Origin of the sequence: Viridibacillus arvi (assembly GCF_001274945.1) — a bacterium.
GTDB lineage: Bacteria > Bacillota > Bacilli > Bacillales_A > Planococcaceae > Viridibacillus > Viridibacillus arvi.
Genome location: NZ_LILB01000008.1, coordinates 1 through 25670 on the forward strand (window position 1 = coordinate 1; position 25670 = coordinate 25670).

General features: G+C 36.1%; 24 protein-coding genes. 14 read left to right on the forward strand and 10 right to left on the reverse strand.

Annotation, left to right across the window (positions count from 1 at the left end):
* The first annotated feature begins 1242 nt into the window (after positions 1-1242).
* The 4 genes from AMD00_RS18900 to AMD00_RS18915 all read left to right on the forward strand — a co-directional run bounded on the left by AMD00_RS18900 (position 1243) and on the right by AMD00_RS18915 (position 4044).
* The gene (locus AMD00_RS18900; protein WP_053418588.1) at positions 1243-1965 is read left to right on the forward strand and encodes an MgtC/SapB family protein; all 723 of its coding nucleotides are present in this window, start codon (positions 1243-1245) and stop codon (positions 1963-1965) included.
* A 12-nt stretch (positions 1966-1977) separates the two neighbouring features.
* A complete protein-coding gene (locus tag AMD00_RS18905) occupies positions 1978-2958 on the forward strand; it encodes a cation diffusion facilitator family transporter (RefSeq protein ID WP_053418589.1) in 981 nt (326 codons plus the stop codon).
* An 81-nt stretch (positions 2959-3039) separates the two neighbouring features.
* Positions 3040-3750, forward strand: coding sequence for a metallophosphoesterase family protein (locus tag AMD00_RS18910; protein ID WP_053418590.1), 711 nt, complete (start codon positions 3040-3042; stop codon positions 3748-3750).
* A gap of 57 nt (positions 3751-3807) precedes the next feature.
* On the forward strand, positions 3808-4044 hold the full coding sequence (locus AMD00_RS18915) for a DUF378 domain-containing protein (protein ID WP_053418591.1): 237 nt from the start codon (positions 3808-3810) through the stop codon (positions 4042-4044).
* A 65-nt stretch (positions 4045-4109) separates the two neighbouring features.
* Here the strand turns inward: AMD00_RS18915 and AMD00_RS18920 are convergent, their stop codons facing one another.
* The 3 genes from AMD00_RS18920 to pruA all read right to left on the reverse strand — a co-directional run bounded on the left by AMD00_RS18920 (position 4110) and on the right by pruA (position 8310).
* A complete protein-coding gene (locus AMD00_RS18920) occupies positions 4110-5354 on the reverse strand; it encodes a Glu/Leu/Phe/Val family dehydrogenase (RefSeq protein ID WP_038188476.1) in 1245 nt (414 codons plus the stop codon).
* Between the two features lie 91 nt (positions 5355-5445).
* On the reverse strand, positions 5446-6639 hold the full coding sequence (locus AMD00_RS18925; protein ID WP_053418592.1) for an ornithine--oxo-acid transaminase: 1194 nt from the start codon (positions 6637-6639) through the stop codon (positions 5446-5448).
* Between the two features lie 126 nt (positions 6640-6765).
* The gene (pruA, locus tag AMD00_RS18930; RefSeq protein WP_053418593.1) at positions 6766-8310 is read right to left on the reverse strand and encodes an L-glutamate gamma-semialdehyde dehydrogenase; all 1545 of its coding nucleotides are present in this window, start codon (positions 8308-8310) and stop codon (positions 6766-6768) included.
* Positions 8311-8449: 139 nt separating this feature from the next.
* Here pruA and AMD00_RS18935 point away from each other — a divergent pair, with 139 nt between their 5' ends.
* Positions 8450-9757, forward strand: a complete 1308-nt coding sequence (locus AMD00_RS18935) for a sigma-54-dependent Fis family transcriptional regulator (protein ID WP_053418594.1) — start codon at positions 8450-8452, stop codon at positions 9755-9757.
* A gap of 35 nt (positions 9758-9792) precedes the next feature.
* Here AMD00_RS18935 and yugI read toward each other — a convergent pair whose 3' ends face one another.
* From yugI to AMD00_RS18950, 3 genes are all read right to left on the reverse strand, one after another.
* Positions 9793-10173, reverse strand: a complete 381-nt coding sequence (gene yugI / locus AMD00_RS18940) for a S1 domain-containing post-transcriptional regulator GSP13 (protein WP_053418595.1) — start codon at positions 10171-10173, stop codon at positions 9793-9795.
* Between the two features lie 81 nt (positions 10174-10254).
* Positions 10255-12003, reverse strand: coding sequence for a hypothetical protein (locus AMD00_RS18945; RefSeq protein ID WP_053418596.1), 1749 nt, complete (start codon positions 12001-12003; stop codon positions 10255-10257).
* Positions 11993-12550 carry an RNA polymerase sigma factor gene (locus AMD00_RS18950; RefSeq protein WP_053418597.1) on the reverse strand — a complete coding sequence of 186 codons (558 nt, stop codon included), beginning with the start codon at positions 12548-12550 and terminating at the stop codon, positions 11993-11995. The genes AMD00_RS18945 and AMD00_RS18950 overlap by 11 nt, the downstream gene beginning before the upstream one ends.
* Positions 12551-12683: 133 nt before the next feature.
* On the opposite strand from AMD00_RS18950, the gene AMD00_RS18955 reads away from it, so the two are divergent.
* Both AMD00_RS18955 and AMD00_RS18960 read left to right on the forward strand, forming a co-directional pair.
* On the forward strand, positions 12684-14015 hold the full coding sequence (locus tag AMD00_RS18955; protein ID WP_053418598.1) for a sodium-dependent transporter: 1332 nt from the start codon (positions 12684-12686) through the stop codon (positions 14013-14015).
* A 102-nt stretch (positions 14016-14117) separates the two neighbouring features.
* Positions 14118-14333 carry a helix-turn-helix domain-containing protein gene (locus AMD00_RS18960; protein WP_322787055.1) on the forward strand — a complete coding sequence of 72 codons (216 nt, stop codon included), beginning with the start codon at positions 14118-14120 and terminating at the stop codon, positions 14331-14333.
* A gap of 50 nt (positions 14334-14383) precedes the next feature.
* On the opposite strand, the gene AMD00_RS18965 is transcribed toward AMD00_RS18960, so the two are convergent.
* Complete coding sequence (locus tag AMD00_RS18965; protein WP_053418599.1) at positions 14384-14644, reverse strand: DUF1871 family protein; 261 nt, start codon at positions 14642-14644, stop codon at positions 14384-14386.
* A 75-nt stretch (positions 14645-14719) separates the two neighbouring features.
* Between AMD00_RS18965 and AMD00_RS18970 the strand changes: the two genes are divergently transcribed.
* Positions 14720-15895, forward strand: coding sequence for a MalY/PatB family protein (locus tag AMD00_RS18970; RefSeq protein ID WP_053418600.1), 1176 nt, complete (start codon positions 14720-14722; stop codon positions 15893-15895).
* 21 nt (positions 15896-15916) lie between these two features.
* On the opposite strand, the gene AMD00_RS18975 is transcribed toward AMD00_RS18970, so the two are convergent.
* Together AMD00_RS18975 and AMD00_RS18980 are read right to left on the reverse strand one after the other, a co-directional pair.
* Positions 15917-16135, reverse strand: a complete 219-nt coding sequence (locus AMD00_RS18975) for a hypothetical protein (RefSeq protein ID WP_053418601.1) — start codon at positions 16133-16135, stop codon at positions 15917-15919.
* A gap of 18 nt (positions 16136-16153) precedes the next feature.
* Positions 16154-16744, reverse strand: coding sequence for a peptidylprolyl isomerase (locus AMD00_RS18980; RefSeq protein WP_053418602.1), 591 nt, complete (start codon positions 16742-16744; stop codon positions 16154-16156).
* A gap of 274 nt (positions 16745-17018) precedes the next feature.
* On the opposite strand from AMD00_RS18980, the gene AMD00_RS18985 reads away from it, so the two are divergent.
* Positions 17019-18233: an MFS transporter gene (locus AMD00_RS18985; protein ID WP_053418968.1), complete on the forward strand. Its 1215-nt coding sequence runs from the start codon at positions 17019-17021 to the stop codon at positions 18231-18233.
* A 151-nt stretch (positions 18234-18384) separates the two neighbouring features.
* Positions 18385-20238 (forward strand): transglycosylase domain-containing protein, encoded by a 1854-nt coding sequence (locus AMD00_RS18990; protein WP_053418603.1) that lies wholly within the window; start codon positions 18385-18387, stop codon positions 20236-20238.
* A 57-nt stretch (positions 20239-20295) separates the two neighbouring features.
* Here the strand turns inward: AMD00_RS18990 and AMD00_RS18995 are convergent, their stop codons facing one another.
* Entirely contained in the window at positions 20296-20853 is a 558-nt protein-coding gene (locus tag AMD00_RS18995) for a DUF5366 family protein (RefSeq protein WP_053418604.1), read from the reverse strand.
* 166 nt (positions 20854-21019) lie between these two features.
* On the opposite strand from AMD00_RS18995, the gene AMD00_RS19000 reads away from it, so the two are divergent.
* Genes AMD00_RS19000 through AMD00_RS19015 form a run of 4 tightly spaced genes read left to right on the forward strand, consistent with a single transcriptional unit; the run spans position 21020 to position 25664 of the window.
* Positions 21020-23434, forward strand: coding sequence for a Na+/H+ antiporter subunit A (locus tag AMD00_RS19000; protein ID WP_053418605.1), 2415 nt, complete (start codon positions 21020-21022; stop codon positions 23432-23434).
* Positions 23421-23843, forward strand: coding sequence for a Na(+)/H(+) antiporter subunit B (locus tag AMD00_RS19005; protein WP_053418606.1), 423 nt, complete (start codon positions 23421-23423; stop codon positions 23841-23843). Before AMD00_RS19000 ends, AMD00_RS19005 begins: the two co-directional genes overlap by 14 nt.
* Positions 23843-24187 carry a Na(+)/H(+) antiporter subunit C gene (locus tag AMD00_RS19010; protein ID WP_038188520.1) on the forward strand — a complete coding sequence of 115 codons (345 nt, stop codon included), beginning with the start codon at positions 23843-23845 and terminating at the stop codon, positions 24185-24187. Before AMD00_RS19005 ends, AMD00_RS19010 begins: the two co-directional genes overlap by 1 nt.
* Complete coding sequence (locus tag AMD00_RS19015) at positions 24180-25664, forward strand: Na+/H+ antiporter subunit D (protein ID WP_053418969.1); 1485 nt, start codon at positions 24180-24182, stop codon at positions 25662-25664. The genes AMD00_RS19010 and AMD00_RS19015 overlap by 8 nt, the downstream gene beginning before the upstream one ends.
* Positions 25665-25670: the final 6 nt, after the last annotated feature.

Here is a 25670-nt window from a genome sequence, read left to right on the forward strand (position 1 = left end):
CATTAGCTTTGCTAGCGTATCATCCGAAGATGATATCTATTTTTGTTTTGACCCACCAACAGAGTTGATGTTCAAAAACATTTATTGATTAACGTCTTGCATGTTCAGTTTTCAAGGTTCATTTTGTTGCCGTTTCATAAGCGACTTCAATATCTTATCATCATCCGTTTTCTTTGTCAAATACTTTTTTGAAAAAGTTTTTTAAGATGTTGTATTCATATTTTGTAGCACGTCTTAACGACATTTATTACTATACAGCATCTTATTTTAAAAATCAACAGTTTTTTTAAAATAACTTTATAATCTTTTTTCATTAATTTTATATAGCATAATACATGCTGTTACAATCACGTTACAAGTACTTGAGAATGCATTAGTTTTTCATTAAATAGAATGTACTTCATATTTACCTCTCTAATTGTTACAAATAAATCCGCTATTGAAGTCACTTTCATACTCACCTATTATAAAGACTCAGAAAAAAGATTATGCCCTAACAAATTGGGTACTATAACTAATATAGCAAAGTAACACTACTCAATTGAAGTCGGCGAACATGATTCCCCTTATATAAGAAGATAGACGAATATAGTATTCGTACTAGTCGACTAAACATTCATTGCATATGTAACATTTGGCTAATACCTTCCTCGAATTATAAATACCATGTTAAAAATGTACAAGCCCCAACGCAAGCAAATCTCCAAAAGGCTGAACTACATGCCTTTAAATCTCCACCCTCCATTATTTAGTACATTGTCTTTCTTTACAACACAATCGGATAACTGCGTTTTATAATGAAGTTTATCTTTATAGAAAAGTTACTTCCCTACTGTTGAACTTACTACAGAGGTGTAACTTAATAATCCAGCTTAGAATGAATCGAAACATAAATATATCCACATTAATCGAATACACCCAATTACTTCTTTTTAATCGGAATATTCCATAGAAAATGTTGAATACATAAATAAACTCTAAAAAGCATTCGATAAAATTTATGAAGCTGTAATCTGTACGAACTACAAGCGTAACATAAATAGTGGGGACTAAAATTAGGATGACACTGATAAAAATCGGAATGTATGGATCGGTATTAGTTTTTTCAAAGAGTAACAATTTCTATAAAAAGTAAATTTTCCATATACATAGTGTACAATACGAATACTAGATGTTCCTTAATCAGAATTGAGCAAGATGAGGTTCGGAAAATAGAAAATGAAATAAAGGAGGGCTACTAAAATGAACTTCTTACTGGATAACAGTTTAACCCATGAAATGTTCATTAAATTGATTGTTGCCGCTACATTGAGTTTAGTCATCGGTATCGAAAGAGAGTTGAAAAGAAAACCGGTTGGATTGAAAACAAGTTTAGTTATCGCTACATTCAGCTGTTTGTTGACAATCATTTCAATAGAGTCGGTTTATAATGCTAAACCAGTACCAGGCATCAATGTCTCAATGGATCCGCTCCGCTTAGCTGCACAAATCGTCAGTGGAGTTGGTTTTTTAGGTGCTGGAGTCATTTTACGCAGAGGTAATGATAATATAAGTGGCTTAACAACTGCAGCTATGATTTGGGGTGCAGCAGGGATTGGTATTGCTGTTGGTGCAGGTTTTTATGCGCAAGCTATTATTGCTGTTGTTATTGTGATGATTGGTGTAGAAGTCCTTGCTCCTATTTTTATGAAATTTGGCCCTAAGCGTCTTCGTATGCGTGAAGTATCTTTGAAAATAGGCGTTAAAGATATTCAACATATCAATGATATATTACTATTTTTACGGAAGAATGATATGGATGTAGATAATATGCGTATTAAAGATATTCGTCTAGAGAATAATAAAGTTAAGCATGAAGTCGATTTACGTTTTTCAGCTCTGCCAAAAAAAGATACTATTTCAATATATAACAGCATTCGCGAACAACCTAATATAGAAGAAATAGAAATTGAAATCCTGTCTTAGAGGAGGCATTTTATGAGTAATGTATGGAGCTTATTAAAGAAAGGAAATAAACCTTCGCTATTAGCGGCTTTAGTCAATTTGTTTTTAGGTGTATTAAAAGGTGTTGCTTTCTTCTTTACAGGAAACATTGCAATGTTTGCAGAAATGATGCACTCATTAGGTGACTCAGCCAACCAATTCTTTGTTTTTATCGGCTCTGCCTTATCTAAAAAAGCACCTACTCGACAATTTCCAAAAGGTTTTGGGCGTGTTGTTAATTTAGTGTGTTTAGGCGCTGTTCTTATAGTAGGAATATTATCTTACGAAACAATTAAAGAAGGCTGGCATCAAATTACTCACCCCGCTCCTTCGAATGGGATGTGGATCAGTTTAAGCGTTTTAGCAATTGGCATTATATTAGAAGGTGTTGTATTAATGAAAGCTGCGAAAGAAATTCTTCATGAATCAAATGAGTCAGCTACTTTCTTTTCTGCCCTACCTAAAGCCTTTACCCATTTAAACCGAGCAAAACCTGCAACTAAACTTGTCTTTATGGAAGATTTAGTTGCAACTTCAGGTGGCGTTTTAGCTCTTGTAGCTGTGATAATCGCGCATTTCACTGGATTTTTACAAGCAGAAGGTATTGCTTCAATTCTAATTGGTCTTATGATGTTCTACGTAGTTGGTGTAATATTTTTAGAAAATGCTCGTGGAGTAATTGGTGAAACCGATGAAGAGATGCTAAACCATATCGCACATTTATTATGGGAAGATAAAAATGTACGCGATATCCAAAAGTTAGAGGTGGTTAAGGAAGGCGAGTTTTTACACGTAGAGGTCCTTGCTGAAATTGATCCTTCTCTCACTTTTGCTGAGGTTGATGATATTCGGGACCACTTGATGAAGATTTTATTATCTCAAACTAAAGTTTCAAAGGTGACTATTGCCTTCGATGAAGATGATGGTATTACAAATTGGAATCACATTGACGATCACCCAAATAATATGAAGTAAAAGATGAGATCGGGACGCATTGTTACCGCGTTTAGTAACATGCTCCCCTTTATACTTAATCAATTGAAAAGAGTGATGATAATGCAAAAAACAATATTAATTAGCGATATACATGGTGAATTTAAAAAGTTCCAAGATCTTTTAACTCTTGCAAATTATTCGCCAGATGAAGACAGGTTAGTTTTACTTGGTGATTATATTGATCGAGGACCTGATTCAGCTGATGTGTTAGATTTAGTCATGAATTTACAGCAAAATGGAGCAATTGTTTTAATTGGTAATCACGAAAATTTAATGCAAAAAGCATTTATAGAACAAACGGAATACGCTTGGAAACATTGGACTGAACGGTGTGGCGGTAAAGAAACCTTACTGAGCTACGGATTTACTAAAGAAGAGATACAGGGAATAGGTGAAGGTGAGCAGTTCACTATTCCACAATTACAATCCACCCAACTTGATGAGCATTTGGCATTCATAAAAAATTTACATACATATATAGAAGATGATGATTATATATTCGTGCATGCAGGTATTGATCCTCATATCCCTGTAAGCGAAACAGATAAAGAAACACTTATTTGGATTCGAGAAGAATTTCATAACGGATATACCGGCAGTAAAACAGTAGTATTTGGTCATACCCCCACTTCCACTTTGCACCAAAGTGAAAATAATCATGATGTTTATTTTGGTCAAAATAATATTATCGGTATTGATGGTGGCGCCGTTTTTGGCGGTCAATTGAATTGTTTAGAACTACCTAGTAAGAGCATTTACTTTATTAAATAAAAACTCGTATGATTTCTGACGTCACAACACACTCTAGCTATAAGAGGAGGTGTTATGATGAGCGTTATACAAAGAACGGCCTTATTTTTCACTATTATCGGTGCTTTAAATTGGGGTGTTATTGGCTTATTTCAATTTGATGTTGTCGCAAGTCTTTTTGGTGGACAAGCTAGTGTGGTTTCGAGAATCATCTATACAATTGTAGGAATTGCTGGTCTAGTGAGCTTGTGGATACTCTTTAAACCATCTGAAGAAATAGAGCGTTCAGAACCTCAAGTAGCGCGTACGATGTAATATCCAATATGCAAAAACCCCCAAGAACACTTAATGTTCTTGGGGGTTACTTTTTAGATTAACGATTATACCCAACCTCTGAAGCGAGAAGCCTCAGCTGTTTTGCGTACACCTACCATATAGGCTGCTAAACGCATATCGATCCCACGCGTTGTTGCAACTGTATAGACATTATCAAATGCATCAACCATTTTCTTAAGAAGTTTTTCATTTACTTCCTCTTCTGACCAGTAATAGCCTTGGTTGTTTTGAACCCATTCAAAGTAAGAAACTGTAACGCCTCCAGCACTTGCTAGTACGTCTGGTACTAGTAGAATGCCACGGTCATTTAAAATTTTAGTAGCTTCTGAAGTTGTAGGGCCATTTGCTGCTTCTACTACAATACTTGCACGTATATTATGTGCATTATCCGCAGTAATTTGATTTTCAATCGCAGCAGGAACTAAAATATCGCAATCTAGTTCAAGTAGTTCTTTATTAGAGATTGTATTTTCAAAAAGAGTTGTAACAGTACCAAAACTGTCACGACGATCTAGTAAATAATCAATGTCCAGACCCTCTGGATCATGCAAAGCTCCGTGAGCATCAGAGATACCAATAACTTTAGCACCTAAATCACTCATGAATTTAGCTAGGAAACTACCTGCGTTACCAAATCCTTGGATAACTACACGTGCACCTTTAATGTCGATATTACGACGTTTAGCTGCTTCTTCAATCACAATTGTAACACCTTGTGCAGTCGCGCGGTCACGACCTTGTGAACCACCTAAAACAATAGGTTTACCTGTGATGAAACCTGGAGAGTTGAATTCATCAATACGACTGTATTCATCCATCATCCATGCCATGATTTGTGAGTTCGTGAAAACGTCTGGAGCAGGAATATCTTTTGTTGGTCCAACGAATTGGCTAATAGCACGAACATAGCCACGACTTAGTCTTTCAATTTCCCCCATAGACATTTGGCGTGGATCACAGATGATACCACCTTTACCACCGCCATAAGGTAAATCAACAATACCTGCTTTTAAAGTCATCCACATTGAAAGCGCTTTAACTTCATCTTCAGAAACTTGCGGATGGAAGCGCACGCCACCTTTTGTAGGACCTACTGCATCATTATGTTGTGCACGATAACCTGTGAATACTTTCACCTTGCCATCATCCATTTTAATAGGTATACGTACTTCTAGCATACGTAGTGGCTCTTTTAAAAGTTCATACATTCCTTCATCGTAGCCTAGCTTGTGAAGAGCTTCGTGAATAACCGCCTGTGTTGATGTAAACAGGTTAAGATTTTCTGCCATTTGATTTTCTCGCCTCTTTATTCATAATGTTTTTTACTGTATATCGCAAACATTGTAACATAGTTCCAGTGATTGTGGGATATATTTCAACTTATTTTGTAAAGACTTTTTTGATTTTTTCAATTGCCCAGTCTAATTCGTCTTTTGAAATAATTAGAGGTGGTGCAAAACGAATCACTGTATCATGTGTCTCTTTGCATAATAAACCTAGTGTCATCAACTTTTCACAGTATGGACGTGCTAATTCATTTAACTCCATTCCAATGAATAAACCACGGCCTCTCACTTCTTTTATCGCATCATTATCAATTTTCTTTAACTCATCCATGAAGTAATTTCCTAGCTCTAATGAACGTTCAGCAAGCTTTTCTTCTTTTAACACATTTAATGCTGCAATCGAAACAGCACATGCAATTGGATTACCTCCAAAAGTGGAACCGTGTGATCCTGGATTGTAGACACCTAAAATCTCTTTACTAGCGACAACACATGAAATTGGGAAAACTCCCCCACCTAATGCTTTACCTAGAATGTACATGTCAGGGTTTACATCTTCCCACTCACATGCAAACATTTTCCCTGTACGAGCTAAACCTGCTTGAATTTCATCAGCGATAAATAATACGTTATTTTCGCGACATAAATCTCGTGCTGCTTTTAAATAACCTGCTGGTGGAATAACAATACCTGCTTCCCCTTGAATCGGTTCAACTAAAAACGCAGCAGTATTTGGTGTAATAGCCGCTTTTAAAGCATCTAAATCACCGTAATCTACTAATTTAATGCCCGGTAACATTGGTCCAAAGCCTCTTTTATACTCTGCTTCTGATGACAGAGATACTGCAGTCATTGTACGACCATGGAAGTTCCCATTACATGCTATGATTTCAGCTTGACCCTCTGCTACACCCTTTACGTCGTAAGCCCAACGTCTAGCTGCTTTAAATGCAGTCTCTACAGCTTCTGCACCTGTATTCATAGGTAATGCCATTTCTTTTCCAGTTACTTCACAAACTAACTCATACCATGGCCCAAGTTGATCACTATGGAAAGCACGAGATGTTAATGTCACACGGTCTGCTTGATCTTTTAATGCTTGAATGATTTTTGGATGGCGATGTCCTTGGTTTACAGCAGAATAAGCTGAAAGCATATCCATAAATTTATTTCCTTCTGGATCCTTTACCCATACTCCCTCTGCTTCTGAAATAACGATTGGCAGTGGTAAATAGTTTGGTGCACCAAATGTTTCTGTTTGCTTAATAATCTCATGTGTCTTTGTCATTATATTTCCCCCTAAAATATAAACGTAGGCTTTCTAACGTCCACTATTATTTTATAAAAAGACAGACATATGTAATTTAGTCTGCCTTTTTGTTTCTCTCATTAAATCCTTTGTGATACAGACTAATTAAAGTGTCTCTGAAGTTGTTTTTGCTTGCATATGCAATTGTAAATAATCCGGTCCGCCTGCTTTAGAATCTGTTCCAGACATGTTAAAACCTCCGAATGGTTGGTAACCTACGATTGCTCCTGTGCAACCACGGTTGAAGTATAAATTCCCTACATGGAAATCTTCTCGTGCTTTTTCTTGATTCATACGATTTTTTGTAATGACTGCACCTGTTAATCCATATTCAGTATTATTTGCTATAGCTAATGCTTCATCGAAGTCTTTAGCTTTTGCTATAGCTACTACTGGCCCGAATATTTCTTCCTTCATCACACGTGCTTCTGGAGTCACATCAACAATTACTGTTGGATTTACGAAGAATCCTTTTGAATTATCTGCAGTCCCTCCGGCAACAATTCGGCCTTCTTCTTTACCAATTTCAATATAACTAGTAATTTTTTCGAATGCAGCAGCATCGATTACTGGTCCAGTGAAGTTTGATAAATCTGTTGGGTCTCCAACTGTTAAGCCTTTTGTCAATTCTTCAACACGAGTTATTACTTCATCGTAAACATCTTCTACAATGACAGCTCTTGAACATGCTGAACATTTTTGACCGCTAAAACCAAATGCCGATTTTACGATTGATTGTGCAGCAAGTTCTAAATCTGCTTCTTTATCAACAACAATAGTATCTTTACCGCCCATTTCAGCAATTACACGTTTCAGCCAAATTTGGCCATCATTTAATTTTGAAGCCCGTTCGTTAATACGTAAGCCCACATCACGAGAACCAGTGAAACTAATGAAGCGTGTTTTCGGATGATCTACTAAATAGTCTCCTACTTCTGCACCTGAACCTGGAATGTAGTTAACAACCCCTGCTGGTAATCCTGCTTCTTCAAGAATTTCTACAAATTTATAAGCAACTACTGGAGTAGTAGATGCTGGCTTTAATAGTACTGTATTCCCTGTTACTACAGCAGCTACTGTTGTTCCTGCCATAATTGCGAATGGGAAGTTCCAAGGTGAAATGACTACTCCTACTCCTAACGGAATATAGTCATAACGGTTGAATTCACCTGGGCGACTTTCAACTGGTTGACCGTCTTTTAGTCGCAACATTTGGCGACCGTAATATTCTAAGAAGTCGATTGCTTCTGCTGTATCAGCATCAGCTTCATTCCAAGGTTTACCTGCTTCTTTTGTTAAAAGTGCAGAAATCTCATGCTTACGACGACGAATAATCGCTGCTGCTTTGAATAATACATCTGCACGAATTTCAGGTTTTACTTTCTTCCAAGTATGAAAAGTTTCATCTGCTATTTGCATCGCTTTCTCAGCTAATTCTTTGCTAGCCTTTGAAACTGAGCCGATAACTTCTTCTTTATTAGCTGGATTATATGAAATGATTTGTTCATTCGTTGTAATACGTTCTCCACCGATGATTAACGGATATTCTTCCCCAAGATATCCTTCCACCTTTTTTAAAGCCTCTAAATACGCTATGTTGTTCTCTTCTTTAGAGAAATCTGTAAATGGTTCATGTTTGTACGGAATCATTCGTAATCCTCCCTTGTGATATAAGTGCAAAAAATATTTGCATTTATAAATTGTTTACACTTATAATAATGCAAAAGATTGTTGCGTTTTTCAAGTAAAAAATATTTAAAATTATAAAAAAATTTCAAGGTGATAAAATATGAAACCAATTGACAACGACTTAACACCCTTTTACCGCCATGCAACAGAACATGCTTCTGTTGGTATCCACGCAGTAAATGCCCAAGGGCAAACGATTATTTATAACGATAAAATGAAAGAAATTGAAGGTTTGAATTTGAAGGATGTTATAGACCGTTCTATTTTAGAACTCTTTCAATTTGAGCAAGAGGAAAGTACGTTACTTCAAGTTCTACAAACCGGTGAAAAAGTACTTAATGTAAAACAAACCTATTGGAATCATAATGGTCAGGAAATTACGACGATTAATGATACATTTCCTGTTTTTGAAAATGATGCACTAATTGGAGCCATTGAGTTTGCACGTGATATTACTACACTTGAAAAGCTTGTTTACCAACCGCTTAGACGTTACGGAGAGCCTATTACTTTTTCAAGTATTACTGCTGTTTCTGCACCTATGAAGGCAGTTATTCAAACAGCCGAAAAGGCAGCAATAGCACGACTTCCTGTGCTTTTAATCGGGGAATCTGGAACTGGCAAAGACTTAATTGCTGAAGGCATCCATCATAATTTAGATCCTGTGAATCAACATTTCATCACAATTTTCTGTCAGCGTTCAGATTCAGCCATTTTAGAAAAACTGTATGAAAGTACGAATTCACTTCAAAATTGCACAATATTCTGCGAACGTATTGAATTTTTATCTTTAACGTTACAGGAAAAGTTATTACAGTTATTGGAAGAAAACCATATGAAAAACCATATGTTTATCGCTAGTATTGGTGGAGATCCAATAGATTTAATTGCTTCAGGGCAACTGTTAAAAGAGCTCTATTACTTTTTCGCATCCGTCACGATTAATGTGCCACCATTACATTCAAGAAGAGAAGATATCAAACCATTTATAGAGAACTTCCTGAAACGCCACCGTCAACGTTTCGGTTCTAATATTCAAGCTTTGTCTAGTGAGGTCAATGAACTTTTCCATCTATATGATTGGCCGGGCAATTTAAAGGAGTTAGAAATTTTGCTTGAGGAAATTGTCTCAATGGTAACGACAGAGGAATTGATCACATTTGAAATGTTGCCACTCCATTTTAAATGGAAGGTACAAGCATTACGGGACTCTTCACATGATGCTTCGTATTTTGTCGTACAAAATACGAAGGAACTACTACCGCTTGATGAGTATTTACGTGAGGCGGAAGAATATTATTTGCAGAAAGCATTGAATATGTATGAAGGAAATATCACGAAAACAGCTAATGCACTTGGGATGAGCAGACAAAATTTACAATACCGTATTCGAAAAATGAAGAAATAAAAAGAGGGTTCACATTAATGTGAACCCTCTTTCAATTAACCTTTTATACCTGATTGATCGATCCAGTCTTGTAACTTTTCTTTTAATGAATTGAAACCAACTGCATCTTTTTCGTCAACACGCGCTTGTAAAGATTTTCTTGGCGCGTTTTCTTTGCGTTTCATTGGGGGGCGTTCCTGCAGTGCACGAATAGATAAGCTGATTTTGCTCGCATTTTCATCGATTTCAAGTACCTTTACTTGTACTTCCTGACCAACCGATAAAAGATCTGCAATGTTTTTTACGAAGCCGTACGTAATTTCAGAAATATGCACAAGTCCTTGGGTATTTTCGTCAAGAGCAACGAAAGCACCATAGGGTTGTATTCCTGTTACCTTACCAGTTAACACATCTCCTACTACATATTTGTCTGCCATAAGCCCTTCCTACCTTCTGTAGCTATATATACACTATATTCATGTTAAATTATAACATAGCGGTATAGTACGGGCAAAAAATCACTTTGTTGGATTTAATGGGAGACGCCAACCATTTTCTTCTTTGATTAATCTGTACTCTCTTACTTTAACTAAACTTATCTCATATTCGTTCTTCCTAACAATGCGAGCAACACCCTGTACATCATCATCTCTTACCGTTTCAAGCTGAACAAAAGTCATTCTCTCAAATAGTTCACTTAGACGAGTATTCTTTCCCAAATAATCATTAAATGATATTCCACCAAGTTTTTCCTTTGATGGTACTCCATACTTCTCTCCTTTTACAAAAAGTTCATACATTGTATCATAATCCCCCATAATAAAACTGTAATAGTATAATCCAACAACTTCAAGTGCTTTGGCATCCTTTAATATTGCCTGATTATGCGTCTTTGAAAATAATTTATAGTATGAATGGATACGGGATTCAAAATCAGTGCCTATCGTTTTCTCTGTCTCTGAATAATTTGCATCAGAAGTACTTATAAATGACTCATAAAGTGAATGATTGACTGCATCCTCAATATCACTAAATTGGAGGTTTCCCCAATGCTTTGATGAAGTCCAATTTGACGCTTCAAACTCATCCACAATTGGCTTTAAATACACTAGAGTTGGAGAAAATTTTGAACCATTCTCTAATAAATTTAACCAAGCATCTCGATACTCCTTATTCACCTTACCGGTAGCATCCATAACGGGATAACTATTTGAACCTTTTAATAAGGAGTATACCGCATTCGCATAATCACCTTTTAACTCATAAAAGAAAGATAATTGTTGATCCGCCAAACTCCATGTTTTTTCTATTGTATTTAATAAAAAAACTGTTTCATCAATTGAATGAACTAAATCGCCACCATAAGTAAATGGTTCTCCATGCAAAATAGTAAAATAATCTAGTAGCCGAGCTGTGACTTTATCCTCCAACTTCGCAGTCGTTACATCTGAATTAAAACCAAAAACTACATTGTTGTACACGATTTTTAAGCTCAAATTTTGAATTTCTGCACTATCGATAGCATTTTGCAAAATCTGCGGAAGTTTATCCTTGTTCATGAATAGCGTCTTCGACTCCAGATTACCGTCTTCTCTTACAAAATCTAAATCTTCGCTATGCTCCATAAACAAATTATCGTAGTAATTAATAAGTTCTCTAGAACGGTCGTAATATTCAGAGATACACTCCCTTGCTTCCGTATCTGTAAGTGTTGTTTCATTAGCCATTGTTGTATATAGCAGTTGTTGGGGTAGTTGAATACTTCTCATAATTTCCTTATAATATTCATCTTTTTGATTTTCTGAATAAAGCATTTTCCTGTCTTCATCTTTCGATAGTTTTTTATAAAAGTCATACCTTGAATCGGCTGTGCTTACAAAACCTAATTCTTCATATTCGTTTTCCTTCATTTTCAAAAGCTTACGATTCTTTTCTCTTACCACTGGATAATCTTTTTCAATGTCTTCAAATACTTCTGAGAAAGTATATTGTCCATCACTTCCCCGCTGCATTTGTTTATCATTTTCAAAAAAGTAGGTAGTCCCTAAAATACTTAGAATAAAAATACTCGCTATACTGATAGCCCAAACAATTAGTTTTTGTCTATTTTTTCTTGGCTTTTTTATATACTCTATAGCTTGTAAATGTTGACTTTCACTTTCACTTTCAATTTCCCTAACTATTTTTTCCGATTGAAATTGCGAAGGCACCTTGTCATAGGATTTTTTCAATAGCTTCATACGATCTTCAAATTGGTTATCGTCCATTATTGGTACCTCCTATCTTTGATAACTCCCTTTTCAACTGCTCTTTAGCCCTTAAAAGACGTGTTTTAACTGATGGTAGTGATATATTTAATACATCTGCTATTTGTTCGTATGTTAGTTCATGAAAGTAAAAGAGCACAATAGGATGACGGTATTTTCCATCAAGTTGTAAAATGGCTATATGTAGTTCCTGGTCCTCTTCAAATATTAGAATTCGTTCTTCAGCTGAAGGCGTATATGTATGTTTCGAACTATTTTGTGACAATCTATGTTCCTTCGCCACTTCACGCGTTTCCTTACGATAATAATCGCGCGTTGCATTTAAGGTGATTTTATACAGCCAGGTTGTGAATCTCTCGTGATTAAATTGGTGTAAAAAACGGTAAAGCTTTATAAATACTTCTTGGGTGACATCTGGTATGTCATGCACATGAACTCCACACTGAAAAGCAAACTTTTCAACTGTTCTATGATGAAGTTGCATCAGTAAGCTATATGATTCTAAATCACCACTTTGCGCTTTGGCTATTAGTTCCTTATCTGGCATTGTTCCCCCTCACTCTCTGCTGTTCTGTTGGTGATACGATAGAACTTTCAATTTTGTTTCACAAAATCCTATACTTTTTTCTAATTGATTGAGGTAGAATAAAACAATCCTTACTAAAAGGAGGACATAAAAAGTGTCAAATAGGGATCAATTTGCGTCAAAGATAGGATTTATTTTAGCGGCAGCTGGTAGCGCCATCGGTTTAGGGGCTATTTGGAAGTTTCCGTATATGGCTGGTACTAATGGCGGTAGTGTTTTTATATTGCTATTTATTATATGTACATTAATTATTGGGTTACCAATATTAGTGGCTGAATTTATGATTGGACGACGTGGGCAAACAGATGCTGTTTCCTCATTTAAAAAACAAGCTCCAGGTACACGTTGGTTTTTAACTGGTTGGGCAGGTTTTATTTTTTCTGCTATTATCTTATCCTTCTACAGTGTTGTTGGTGGGTGGATATTAAGTTATATTGTTCGTGCAATTTCTTTTGAATTATCTGGTAGTGGTGAAGATTATTATGGCGAGCTTTTTGCATCTATAACATCTAATCCTTGGGAAGTTGTCATTGCCCAAGCTGTGTTCTTATTCCTTACTGTCTGGATTGTACAGGGTGGAGTAAAAAATGGAATTGAAAAAGCAAGTAAATGGATGATGCCATTACTATTTATTTTCTTTATCGTATTAGTTATACGTTCTTTAACATTAGATGGTGCAATTGAGGGCATTAAATTTATGTTCGTACCTGATTGGTCATATTTCACAGGTAAAACATTATTGATGGCTCTAGGACAAGCATTCTTCTCCTTAAGTGTTGGGGTTGCAGCTATGCTGACTTATGCTTCTTACTTATCAAAAGAAACGAAAATAGGTAGCTCGGCAATAAACGTTGCAGGAATGAATATCGGTATTTCACTGTTAGCGGGTTTAGTAATCTTCCCAGCAGTATTTGCGCTAGGTTACTCCCCCGATCAGGGTCCAGGGCTAGTGTTTATTATTATACCTGCTGTATTCCAGCAAATTCCTTTCGGTTCTTTGTTTATGATCATTTTCTTTATCTTATTATTATTTGCGACAGTGACGTCTGCAATTGCTATGTTAGAAATTGTTGTAGCAACTGCGATGGGTCCAAAATATGATAAACGTAAGCAATATTCATGGCTATGCGGCTTTGGGATTTTCATTGTTGGTATTCCTAGTGCGTTATCTTTTGGTGTATTGTCCGAGATTAAAATTTTCGGTCTATCGATTTTTGATTCAGCTGATTTCCTTACGAATAATATTGGTATGCCAATAGGTGCATTACTTGTCGCTATTTTCGCAGGTTATAAAATTTCGAAAGCAGACGCTGCTGCTGAATTGAACACAAAAGATTGGATATTCAAAACTTGGCGTATTCTTGTTCGATTCGTCGCTCCAATTGCAATTATTATTGTCTTTATCCAAAGCGTGTTCTTTAGATAACGTCATTTTTCTGTCACTTACGTTAGAAATCTCTTCACTCAAGCCGTGTTATAATTTAATTATTATTGTTGTAAACGATTTGAAAGGAGTGCTTTATTTATTATGATGAATCAAGATTTTCATACTCAGCTTCGCCAACTTCGTGGTGAACGTAATATTTCACTCGAGGAATTATCTTTACAAGTTTGTGTTAGTGCAGAGAAACTAGGGCGCTATGAATCTGGAGAAGATATTCCTTCAAGAGAGACGATTTTCAAACTTTCAAATGCATTAGAAGTACCGTTGTCTAACTTAACGGACGGATTACAATTTCATTAAAAAAAAAGCCTTATTGCTCGATTTTTATCGAACAATAAGGCTTTTTCTTTTTATACGATGCATTTTGCTTCGAATTTTACAGCTAATAGCTTATATGAAATTCCGATACATTCTTCGATAGGAATCCATCTTTCGAATGATCGCTCGTAAATTTCTTGAATTTTCTTACCTAGTACAGTTGGATCATCGATATGCTGTAATTCCGCTACGACATCGGCTGCTTCTGTATCATATGTGAAATTCTCTATTTCAAAAGGGTCCCACTCTGAAAGGATGTGTACAGCCTTTCTATTCATTGCAATATTCTCCATATTTTTTCACCTAATTACTTTTCATCTTTAATGGTTATGATAACATAGATATAAAAAAAGAAAAGAGGGATATGCTTGAGTAGATTTGACCAAGTGATAAACAGAAGAGATACAAATTCAACAAAATGGGATATGATGGGAGCAATTTACCAAATTGAAGATACATCAGATATCTTACCAATGTGGGTTGCAGATATGGATTTCGCTGCGCCTGAAGTAGTAACTAAAGCCATCCGTGAGCGTTTGGAACACCCGGTGCTAGGTTATGCATTTGCAGATGATGCAACAACTTCAACGTTCGTCAATTGGGTTGAAAAGCGCCATAATTGGACAATTGAAAAGAATTGGGTTCTCTATCATAGTGGCGTTGTCCCTGCTATTGCATCAATTGTTGAAACTTATACAAAGCCTAAAGACAAGATTTTAATCACCCCGCCTGTCTATCCTCCATTTGCTAATATTCCGATTGCGTTAAAACGTGAGATGGAAGAGTGTGTAATGGTAGAAAAAGATGGTCATTATTTACTAGACTTTGAAGCATTTGAAAGAAGTGCAGCAAAAGAAGCAGTGAAGTTATTTATTTTATGTAACCCACACAATCCAGGGGGAATCGTCTGGAGTGAGGACGATTTACGAGAAATGCTTCGAATTTGTGCAAAATATGATGTACTGATTTTGTCAGATGAAATTCACGCAGACTTAATACTTGATGGTCAAAAGCATATCCCTCTCGCAAAAATTGCTGGTGAAGAGGCTGCTCGTATTATTACTTGTATGGCACCAACGAAAACTTTTAACTTAGCAGGTGTACAAGTAGCTATGATGATTGTTTCTGACGATTCTATGCGAGATAAACTTTTGAAAAATGCTGCTTCGCATGGTCAAATGGGGCCTAACATCTTTGCTATTGATGCACTGAGAGCCGTATATACTGAAGGTGAAGAATGGTTAACTGAGTTATTGTCATATGTGTCAGCTAATATGGATCTTGTTATCGAGCAGATTCCTGCTGCTGTTCCTGGCATTAAAATCGTAAAACCTCAAGGTACATACCTGTTATGGATTGACTATCGTGAAACTGGTTTAGAAGAACAAGAAGTGATGGAACGCTTGTTACATACTGGGAAACTTGCTTTAGATCCAGGTTCTAAATACGGGGAATCAGGTCTTGGATTCGTTCGTATGAATGTGGCTTGTTCAAAAGTAACTGTACAGGACGGCATTGAACGTTTTATTAAAGCTTTTAAATAAGCAAAGAAAAACCAGTCGAATCTAATTCGACTGGTTTTGTTTTACATCTTGTTGACGATTTTGAAGAATTTCTTCCTCTAGCATTTTTGTTTTAAGCTCTTGTTTTTTCGCCATTTTTTTAACTGTAAAAAACACAGCGACACATAGAACTAAAATAATTGCTAATTCAATTGCTGCAGGAAGATACTCCGATTTGTCTTCAGGAAAATAGAGAAACTCATTTAATACCCAAGTTTTCATCTGAGAACACTCCAATTATTATTTTTGAAGAACTTCGATTGATTGAATTGAAATATCTTCAAGTGGTTTGTCACGCATATCTTTTTCTACATTAGCCATTTTATCAACGATGTCCATACCTTCTACAACTTGACCGAATACAGTATGTTTGTGGTCTAACCAAGGTGTACCGCCATTTTCTGTATAAGCAGCGATAATTTCTTCTGGATAGCCAGCATCTTTCATTTGTCCGATCATGTTAGCAGGAACTGATGGCATTTGAACGATGAAGAATTGGCTTCCGTTTGTACCTGGACCAGCGTTAGCCATTGATAGAGCACCACGAATGTTGAATAAGTCATTTGAAAATTCATCTTCGAAAGTTGATCCATAAATGCTTTCTCCACCCATACCTGTACCAGTTGGGTCTCCACCTTGAATCATGAAGTCTTTAATAATACGGTGGAAAATGATACCGTCATAATAGCCATTTTCAGCGTGAGTTAAAAAGTTTTGAACTGTTTTAGGTGCATGCTCTGGGAATAATTTAATCTTGATTGAACCTAAAGTCGTTTTCATTTCTACTAATGCTTCGTTTGCTTGTACTTCAGTTGTTAATTGTGGATACATAATATACTCTCCTTTAAAATCGTGAATGTTTAGTTACCCTTATTACGGGGAAAATAAAAGTAATTTTTAAAGTGGGTTTATCCCACCATCGCAACCTTAATAACTTCAACACTTTGAGGTTGCGTATACTACTTGGATACCTCGTCATAGTCTATCATAATTTACACTATTTTTCAGTTAAAAACTCTCATTAACATTTGAAGAGCTTCATACAAAATTCATAATGCTATATACTACGAATAGACCAAATAATACAGCGAAAGAAAGTGCTCATATGAACCCACAGCAAAAACGCAATTTTATCATTATCTGGTTTGCTAACTTATTAGTTGCAGGAACAACTACTATGATTATGCCCTTTCTTTCATTATACATTGAAACAATGGGCAATTTCACCGAAAGTTATGTCCAAAAATGGGCAGGTTTAATCTTTGGTGCCACATTCGTGTCTGCTTTTCTAATGTCACCTATCTGGGGACGAGTTGCAGATAAGTATGGTTATAAACCAATTTTAATTATTAATGGCTTTGGCATATCGATAAGTATTTTCTTTATGGGACATGTACAAAGTGTAGAACAGTTTTTCTTATTACGCTTATTCATGGGTATTGTAACGGGATTCATCCCGACATCTCTTGCGTTTATAAGTAGACAAACACCAAAAGAAGTTGCAGGGAAAACCTTAGGGACTCTACAAATGGGGAGTGTAACGGGGACACTTTTTGGTCCGGTTATCGGTGGTTTGTTGGCAGATGAATTTGGTTTTCAGTATACGTTTATCATTACTGCGATTTCCATCGCAACTGCCGCCCTACTAATCATATTCGGTGTCCGTGAAATCCAAAAAGTGAAAAAGAAAAATGCGATTGTATACTCTCGGATAGCAGTATTAAAAGGCATATTCCATCATCGATTATTATTTAACGTCATGATGATTACAAGTCTTATTCAAATCGGAAATTTCAGTATTCAGCCTTTACTTTCTCTTTATGTATCCGATTTAACAACTAGTGGGCAAGTTGCCTTTCTAGCTGGACTGACCTTTAGTGCTGCGGGCGTTGGGAACTTATTATTCGCAAGGTTCTGGGGTCGGCTTGGTGACCAAATAGGATATGAAAAAGTGTTAACAATTCTTTTAGCAATAGCTGTTATTTTCATCATTCCACAAGCGTTTGTGACATCACTTTGGCAATTGATGGGACTGAGACTGTTATTCGGTATTGCAGTGGGTGGTCTAATTCCTACTACTACGGCTCTAATACGTCGCGAAGCACCTATAGATATCCAAGGTGAAGTCATGGGCTATAATACAAGCTTTCGTTTCCTAGGGAATATTATTGGTCCAACATTTGGCGGAATCGTTAGTGGTTTTATCGGTATTTCTTCTGTTTTCTATGTCACAGGTTCATTATTTTTAATAGCTTTCATTATATTAAAATGGACACGTAAATATCCAAAACAGCATTTAGAAGACATTTTGGAATCCTAAATTGGGATAGCATATTTTTATTAGATTACGGCTGGAAATACTATATATTTTTTTACAGCCTTCTTATAAAATGTGCTATTCTTTTTTATGAGCGTTTTCATTTCTTCAACCTTACTATACATACAGAAACATTAAATTGAGGGGGGTATCATTGAGAAAAGTAGTTGGTAGTCTTATTATTATCCTCTGTATTCCTCTACTGTTTTTTCTATTCGATCAAATTTCAATAGAGAAGAATACAGCTAATACTTTGGATAAAAAATTCACATCTTCCATTCAGTTAGATGAGACAAACTCACTCATTCCAACTGTCTTAAGAGATCAAAATAAAGATACCTTTTCAGAGGAATATACGGAATGGCGCAAACCGATGAAACTTGCGGATATTCCAGAGTTTGTTCAAGAACTATTTTTATATAGTGAAGATGAACATTTCTATGAACATATCGGCTTTGATTTAAGTGCCATTGCGCGTGCAATTGTTGCAAACTCATCAAGTGGTGAATCTTCGCAAGGTGGGAGTACCATCACGCAACAACTTGTTCGTATGCGCTATTTATCAGAGGAAAAATCTTATGAACGAAAAGTACTTGAAATTTTTTATTCATATGAGTTGGAAAGAAAAGCTTCTAAAGATGAAATTTTAAATATGTATTTAAATGAAATGTACTTTAGTAATGGCGTTTATGGTATTGGTGGCGCATCAACTTATTACTTTCAACGCCCAGCAAATAAACTAACAAAAGCTGAAATGGCGTTTTTAGCTGCCATTCCAAATAACCCCTCTTTATATGACCCTATCAAACATTTTGATAATACGAAGAAAAGACAGGAGCGCCTTATCAACAAATTAGTAGATAAGGAAATTCTAACAGCAAAACAAGGAAAGAAAATTAAAAAAGAAAAAATAACACTTTCTATCAAGCAGAAAAAACAACTTTATCCCGCTTATAGTACGTACGTATTAAGTGAATTGCGATCATTAATCGCCGACAAAGAAGGATTTGCAAAGCAACTTAAAGTGGCTAAAACAACCGCTGACAAAAGAAGCATTAATAAAAAGCTGACAAAAAGGGTTAATACTTTGCTAAATGACGGTCTAATTATCGATACTGCCCTATCTCCTATGAAGCAAACAGCAGATCAAAATGCAATCGACCAAGCCATTTCCTATACTCAAGATTTACAAGCAGCAGCAGTTGTTATTGATAATAACAGTCGTGAAATTGTTAGTATTTATGGGGGTAAGGGGTATGAAAAATTCGATTATAATCGAGCGTTTCAGGGAGTACGGCAGCCCGGTTCTGCATTTAAGCCTTTAATTGACTATGCACCTTATTTTGAAACTACTTCAGCAACTCCTAATACGATTGTGAGTGGTCAACCTTTCTGTATCGGCTCTTATTGCCCTCAAAACTATGGAGGGCAAGTGATTGGCAATGTAACACTTCAACAAGGTTTCCGAAATAGTTACAATACTGTTGCTATGCGATTGTTTCATCAAATTGGTGCCAACAAAGCATTTTCCTTTTTGAAGCCATTTCAATTTAATTCATTATCAAACGCTGATCACATCTATCCTGCCGCTATAGGTGGATTAACACATGGTGTTACGACATTAGAATTAGCTGATGCCTATACTAGCTTTATTAACGGGGATTACGAGCCAGTTCATGCCATTCGTCAAGTACAAAGTCGCGATGGTAAGCTTCAATATAAATGGGAGCAAAAGCAAAAACAAGTTTGGTCACCTAGTACCATCCAGCATATGCGAACATTATTAACGGACGTTGTTCAGAATGGAACGGGAGTTGGTATTCATATTAACTCTCCTTATGTAGGTGCAAAAACGGGGACTACTAATGATTATCGTGATTATTGGCTTGCAGGCTTAACAGATCGCTATACTTCTGCAGTATGGATTGGATTTGACCGCCCAAGAAATATGTACTGGCTTGAAAATGCTAAAATTCATCATCGTATATTCTCAAATATTATGCAATAAAACAAAAAGCTGTCGAGGGTTAGTTATCCCTCTGACAGCTTTTTATATTCCCAACATTTAAATTGGTAAACTTGCTAAAATACCGTTATACAATTTAAAAATAACATAAACAATTAAAGTTATTAAGATACTCCAAAGTAAAATATCAAATATTAAAACACCAATCGTTGCACCTAACGTCATATGATTACTAATTTTATAAATGACATAAATAAAGTATGTAAGAACAGTGAGTAAGAAAATAACCATTAATAATATGAACGATTGAATACCAAAAGCAGAAGCTAGGGCTCCAAAGAAGAAAATAACATTTCCTCCCCGAGCTTCAGCGACTGTTTTACCATCTATATCTTTTGAAAAAAACAGCATTGCTAATTCATGAATTGTCTCTCCAATCAACTTTAAAGCAGAGAACAACATAAAAAAGCAAAGTGCAAAAACAATTAATAAAAATACACGTAACTGTATTTCTGATAAAAATTCGCGCATACCTGTGTATACACCTATAGATTTAAAGACTTCAATGGATTCTGTTACTGTATACAATCCAAACGTTAAACTAAATAGTATGATCGTAATCAGCGGTAAATATCCATAAACATAAGGGTTTTTCATTTAAATTCCTCGATTATTTTATTATTTTCTTCCTATTTATAATATCGAATAAATACCCATACTATCAAGGTCTACAACAAAGATTAAGCCATGCAAATGTATGTATAATGAGCTATAATATGATTTGTTGACTGCAACATAAGATTTTTTTGGAAGGAGGATTTATTTGGTACAAGTATTATTTATATTCATACCAATTATTGCTGCAATCTTTATACCTGTGCTTTTTAAGAAGGTAAGAGGAATACATACTGGCTGGTTTGTATTAATTGTTCCAGTTGTGTTAGCAGCCATTTATGCCTCTTATATTTCGCGAGTGATGCATGGAGAAGCCATTGTTTCAAAGGTCAATTGGGTTCCATCACTTGATATCTCATTTATCTCCTATATCGATGGCTTAAGCCTGTTATTTTCGCTTCTGATTACGGGAATAGGCGCATTAGTCGTCCTATATTCTATCTTCTACTTAGATCGTACACGTGAACAATTACATAATTTCTATGTATATTTATTAATGTTCATGAGTGCCATGCTTGGCGTTGTACAATCAGACCATTTAATTAGTTTATATCTATTTTGGGAGTTAACTTCTATTTCTTCCTTCTTATTGATTGGCTATTGGTATGACCGTGATCGCTCTAGATTTGGCGCATTAAAATCGATGATGATTACTGTATTTGGTGGCCTCATGATGCTAGGAGGATTCATTCTTTTATCCATCATGGGTGGAACGTACTCTATTCGTGAACTCATCGCACAAGCTCCAACACTTGCTACACATGATTGGTTCACCTTATCGCTAGTACTTATTCTTTTAGGGGCATTTACTAAGTCTGCACAGTTCCCATTCTACATTTGGTTACCTGATGCGATGGAAGCGCCTACACCAGTAAGTGCATATCTTCACTCTGCGACGATGGTTAAAGCAGGTATCTATTTAGTCGCACGTTTAACACCTATTTATGCTAGCTCTGAAACTTGGGTGTGGCTCGTTATGGGAGTCGGTTTATTTACATTATTCTGGGGTTCTTTCTTTGCTGTAAAGCAAACAGATTTAAAAGGCATATTAGCTTTTTCAACTGTCAGTCAATTAGGACTAATTATGTCTTTGCTTGGTGCAGGAGCTGTTGCATTCCATGTTGACCAAGCGCAGGATACTGTATTTAAATTTGCTGCCTTTGCAGCTATCTTTCACCTTATAAATCACGCAACATTTAAAGGTAGTTTATTTATGATTGCTGGTATCGTGGATCATGAAACAGGGACACGTGATATTCGCAAGCTCGGTGGATTAATGAGTCTTATGCCAATCAGTTTTACAGTCGCAGCTATCGGCAGTTTCTCAATGGCTGGTATTCCACCGTTTAACGGATTCTTAAGTAAAGAAATGTTCTTAACATCTATGCTTGCCATAAAAGATTTTAATCTTTTTGCAATGGATACATGGGGGGCTATCTTCCCTATCGTCGCTTGGATAGCAAGCGTCTTTACATTCGTTTATAGCTTCTATTTTGTATTCAAAACATTTACGGGTAAATATAAACCTGAATTATTACCGAAAAAAGCCCATGAAGCACCTATTGGTATGCTCATTTCACCAATAATTTTAGCTTCACTAGTTTTAATCATATTCTTTATCCCAAATATAATTGGAGACGTTTTTGTAAAACCAGCTGTCCTAGCCATTCAACCATTCTTATATGACTCAGTTAGTGCTATTCCAATTCATGTCTCTGCTTGGCATGGCTTTAATACTGAGTTATTTATGACAATCGGTATTTTCGTTGTTGGCTTCTTGCTTTTCTTAACGATTCCAAAATGGCAAAAGTTATACAACATCGTACCAGATTGGCTGTCACTAAATCGTTTATACGACCGATTCATGACATTCTTAGACAAAGATTTAAATTTCATTTCAAAACTATATATGACTGGCTCAATTCGCAATTACTTAGTCTATATGTTCTCTTTCATCGTTGTCATTACTATTAGTACTTTATTTGTAAAAGATGCTTTTAGTTTTTCAATGGAAGGTACTGCACCAATTCATGTATATGAGATTATTTTAATTCTTGTCCTGATTATTAGCACTATGACTGTTTTGTTCTCAAAATCACGCTTAACAGCCATCATTGCTTTAGGAGCTGTAGGTTATTCGGTAGCGCTGTTCTTCGTTATCTTTAACGCACCAGATTTAGCTTTAACACAACTCGTTATTGAAACGGTATCAGTCGCATTATTCCTACTTGCGTTTTACCATTTACCGAAACTTAGTCGACATGAAGAGCGAATTCGATTCCGCTTAAACAACTTTATCATCTCATTAGGTGTTGGTGTCATGGTGACACTCGTTGCTTTGTCTGCACAATCTCAAAAGCTTGTACCTTCTATTACGGAGTATTACAAAGAAACCGTCAATACATTGGCCGGTGGTGGTAATATCGTAAATGTAATATTAGTAGACTACCGTGGATTCGATACACTATTTGAAATTACGGTGTTATCTATTGCTGGTATGGCTATCTTAGGTATGATTCAACTCCGCCTAAGTAGAAAGGAGAATGAGCATGAAAACAAATGATGTCATTTTAAAAACGACTTCACATGTCGTATTTTTTATCATCTTTCTCTTTTCAATTCATGTCTTTTTAGCTGGTCACTTTGCACCTGGTGGTGGATTTGTAGGAGGATTACTTACTTCAAGCGCCATCGTACTTTTACTGTTAGTTTACGATATAAAAACTGTTCAAAAATTGTTACCGATCAACTATACAATTATGACCGCAAGTGGTTTAGTTTTAGCACTTGGAACTGCTTCAATAGGTATGTTTATGGGTAAACCTTTCTTCAAGCATTATTTCGACCATTTCTATCTTCCATTAATTGGTGATACTGAATTGCATACGGCAATGCTTTTTGATACAGGTGTTTATCTAGTAGTTGTTGGTGTAACATTGACAATCATTCAATCGATTGGAGGGGATGATTGATGGAAGTCATTATGGCCATTGCCATTGGTTTTCTATTCATGGCAGCTGTCTACTTAATGCTATCTAAAAGTTTACTTCGCATTATTATTGGTACTGGCCTTCTCAGCCACGGTGCTCACCTACTTATTTTAACAATGGGTGGTTTAGGTGGCAGTGCACCCCCAGTGTTATCAGAAGGCGTTACAAATATGGCTGATGCCATCCCACAAGCGCTAATCTTAACAGCAATTGTTATTAGCTTTGGTGTTACTGCTTTCTTCTTAGTACTAGCTTATAGAGCTTATCAAGAGCTTGGTACAGATGATATGAATTTAATGAGAGGAACTGATGAAGATGATGAGTAATTTCCTATTGTTGCCAATCATCATCCCGTTCTTCTTTGGAATGTTGTTGATGTTTGCACCAAAAAATATTCGTTTTCAACGAATTGGAGCGATGACAGGTTTATCAATTGCAGTAGTTGCTGCCATTGTATTGTTGTTTAAAGTGAAAAACGAAGGCCCACAAGTTGTAACATTTGGGGACTGGCCTGTTCCATTTGGGATTACAATGGTTTCAGATATGGTATCTGCATTGCTAGTCCTAACATCTGTTATACTTGCCTTCTTTACTGTATGGTATAGCATTGCAGCTATAGGTAAAGAACGTGAATCGTTCTTCTACTACCCAGGTATTTTATTTATGGTGACTGGTGTGAATGGTGCCTTTACTACAGGTGATATCTTCAACCTATTCGTGTTCTTCGAAGTGTTGTTAATGTCTTCATACCTGTTAATCGTTCTTGGTGGCGAAAAGGCACAATTACGAGAGTCCATTAAGTATATTTTAGTCAATGTAATTTCATCTGCTCTTTTTGTTATTACAGTAGCTTATCTATATTCGGTTGTAGGAACGCTAAATATGGCTGATATTTCTGTGAAAATTGCTGACATTCAGCAGCCCGGTATTATTACCGTCATTGCTGTTTTATTCTTAATTGTATTTGGTTTAAAAGCAGCCATTTTCCCACTGTTTTTCTGGTTACCATCTTCTTATGCCGCTCCTCCTATTCCTGTGCTTGCACTATTTGGAGCGTTATTAACAAAGGTTGGCGTTTATGCAATTACTCGTACATATACGTTATTCTTCGTACATGATATGGGCTTTACGCATGAACTACTAATGATTTTGTCCGTACTAACGATTCTTGCTGGCTGTATTGGAGCATTAGCATACTTCGATGTGAAGAAAATCATTATTTATAACATTATTATTGCTGTCGGTGTTATTTTATTTGGGGTCTCTCAAATGAATGATAATTCGTTAACGGGCGCAATGTTTTATTTAATCCATGACATGCTAATTAAAGCCGCACTATTCTTCTTAGTCGGCATTATCATTGCTGTTACAGGCACCTCAGATTTACGGAAAATGGGTGGTCTTATGAAAACTCACCCTGCTTTAGGCTGGTTTTACTTAATCGCAGCATTTGGACTAGCTGGTATCCCACCATTGAGCGGTTTTATCGGTAAACTATTAATCGTTCGTGGAGGTTTTGAAGCAGGTAATCTATGGGGGAGTCTATGGATTTTATTATCTAGCTTAGTGGTATTACTATCTGTAATCCGCATTTTTATCTATGCATTTTGGGGCAAAGAGAAAGGTCCACTACAACCTGTGGATAAAGGTTACTATCGAATGATGTTTATTCCTACCATTATTCTAGTAGTGCTGACGGTATTTTATGGCGTTGGTTCAGAATGGATTACACCATTTATGCAAGATGCAGGAAATATATTAAATAATCCATCTGTGTATACAGATGCCGTGTTAAAGGAGTAGATGACG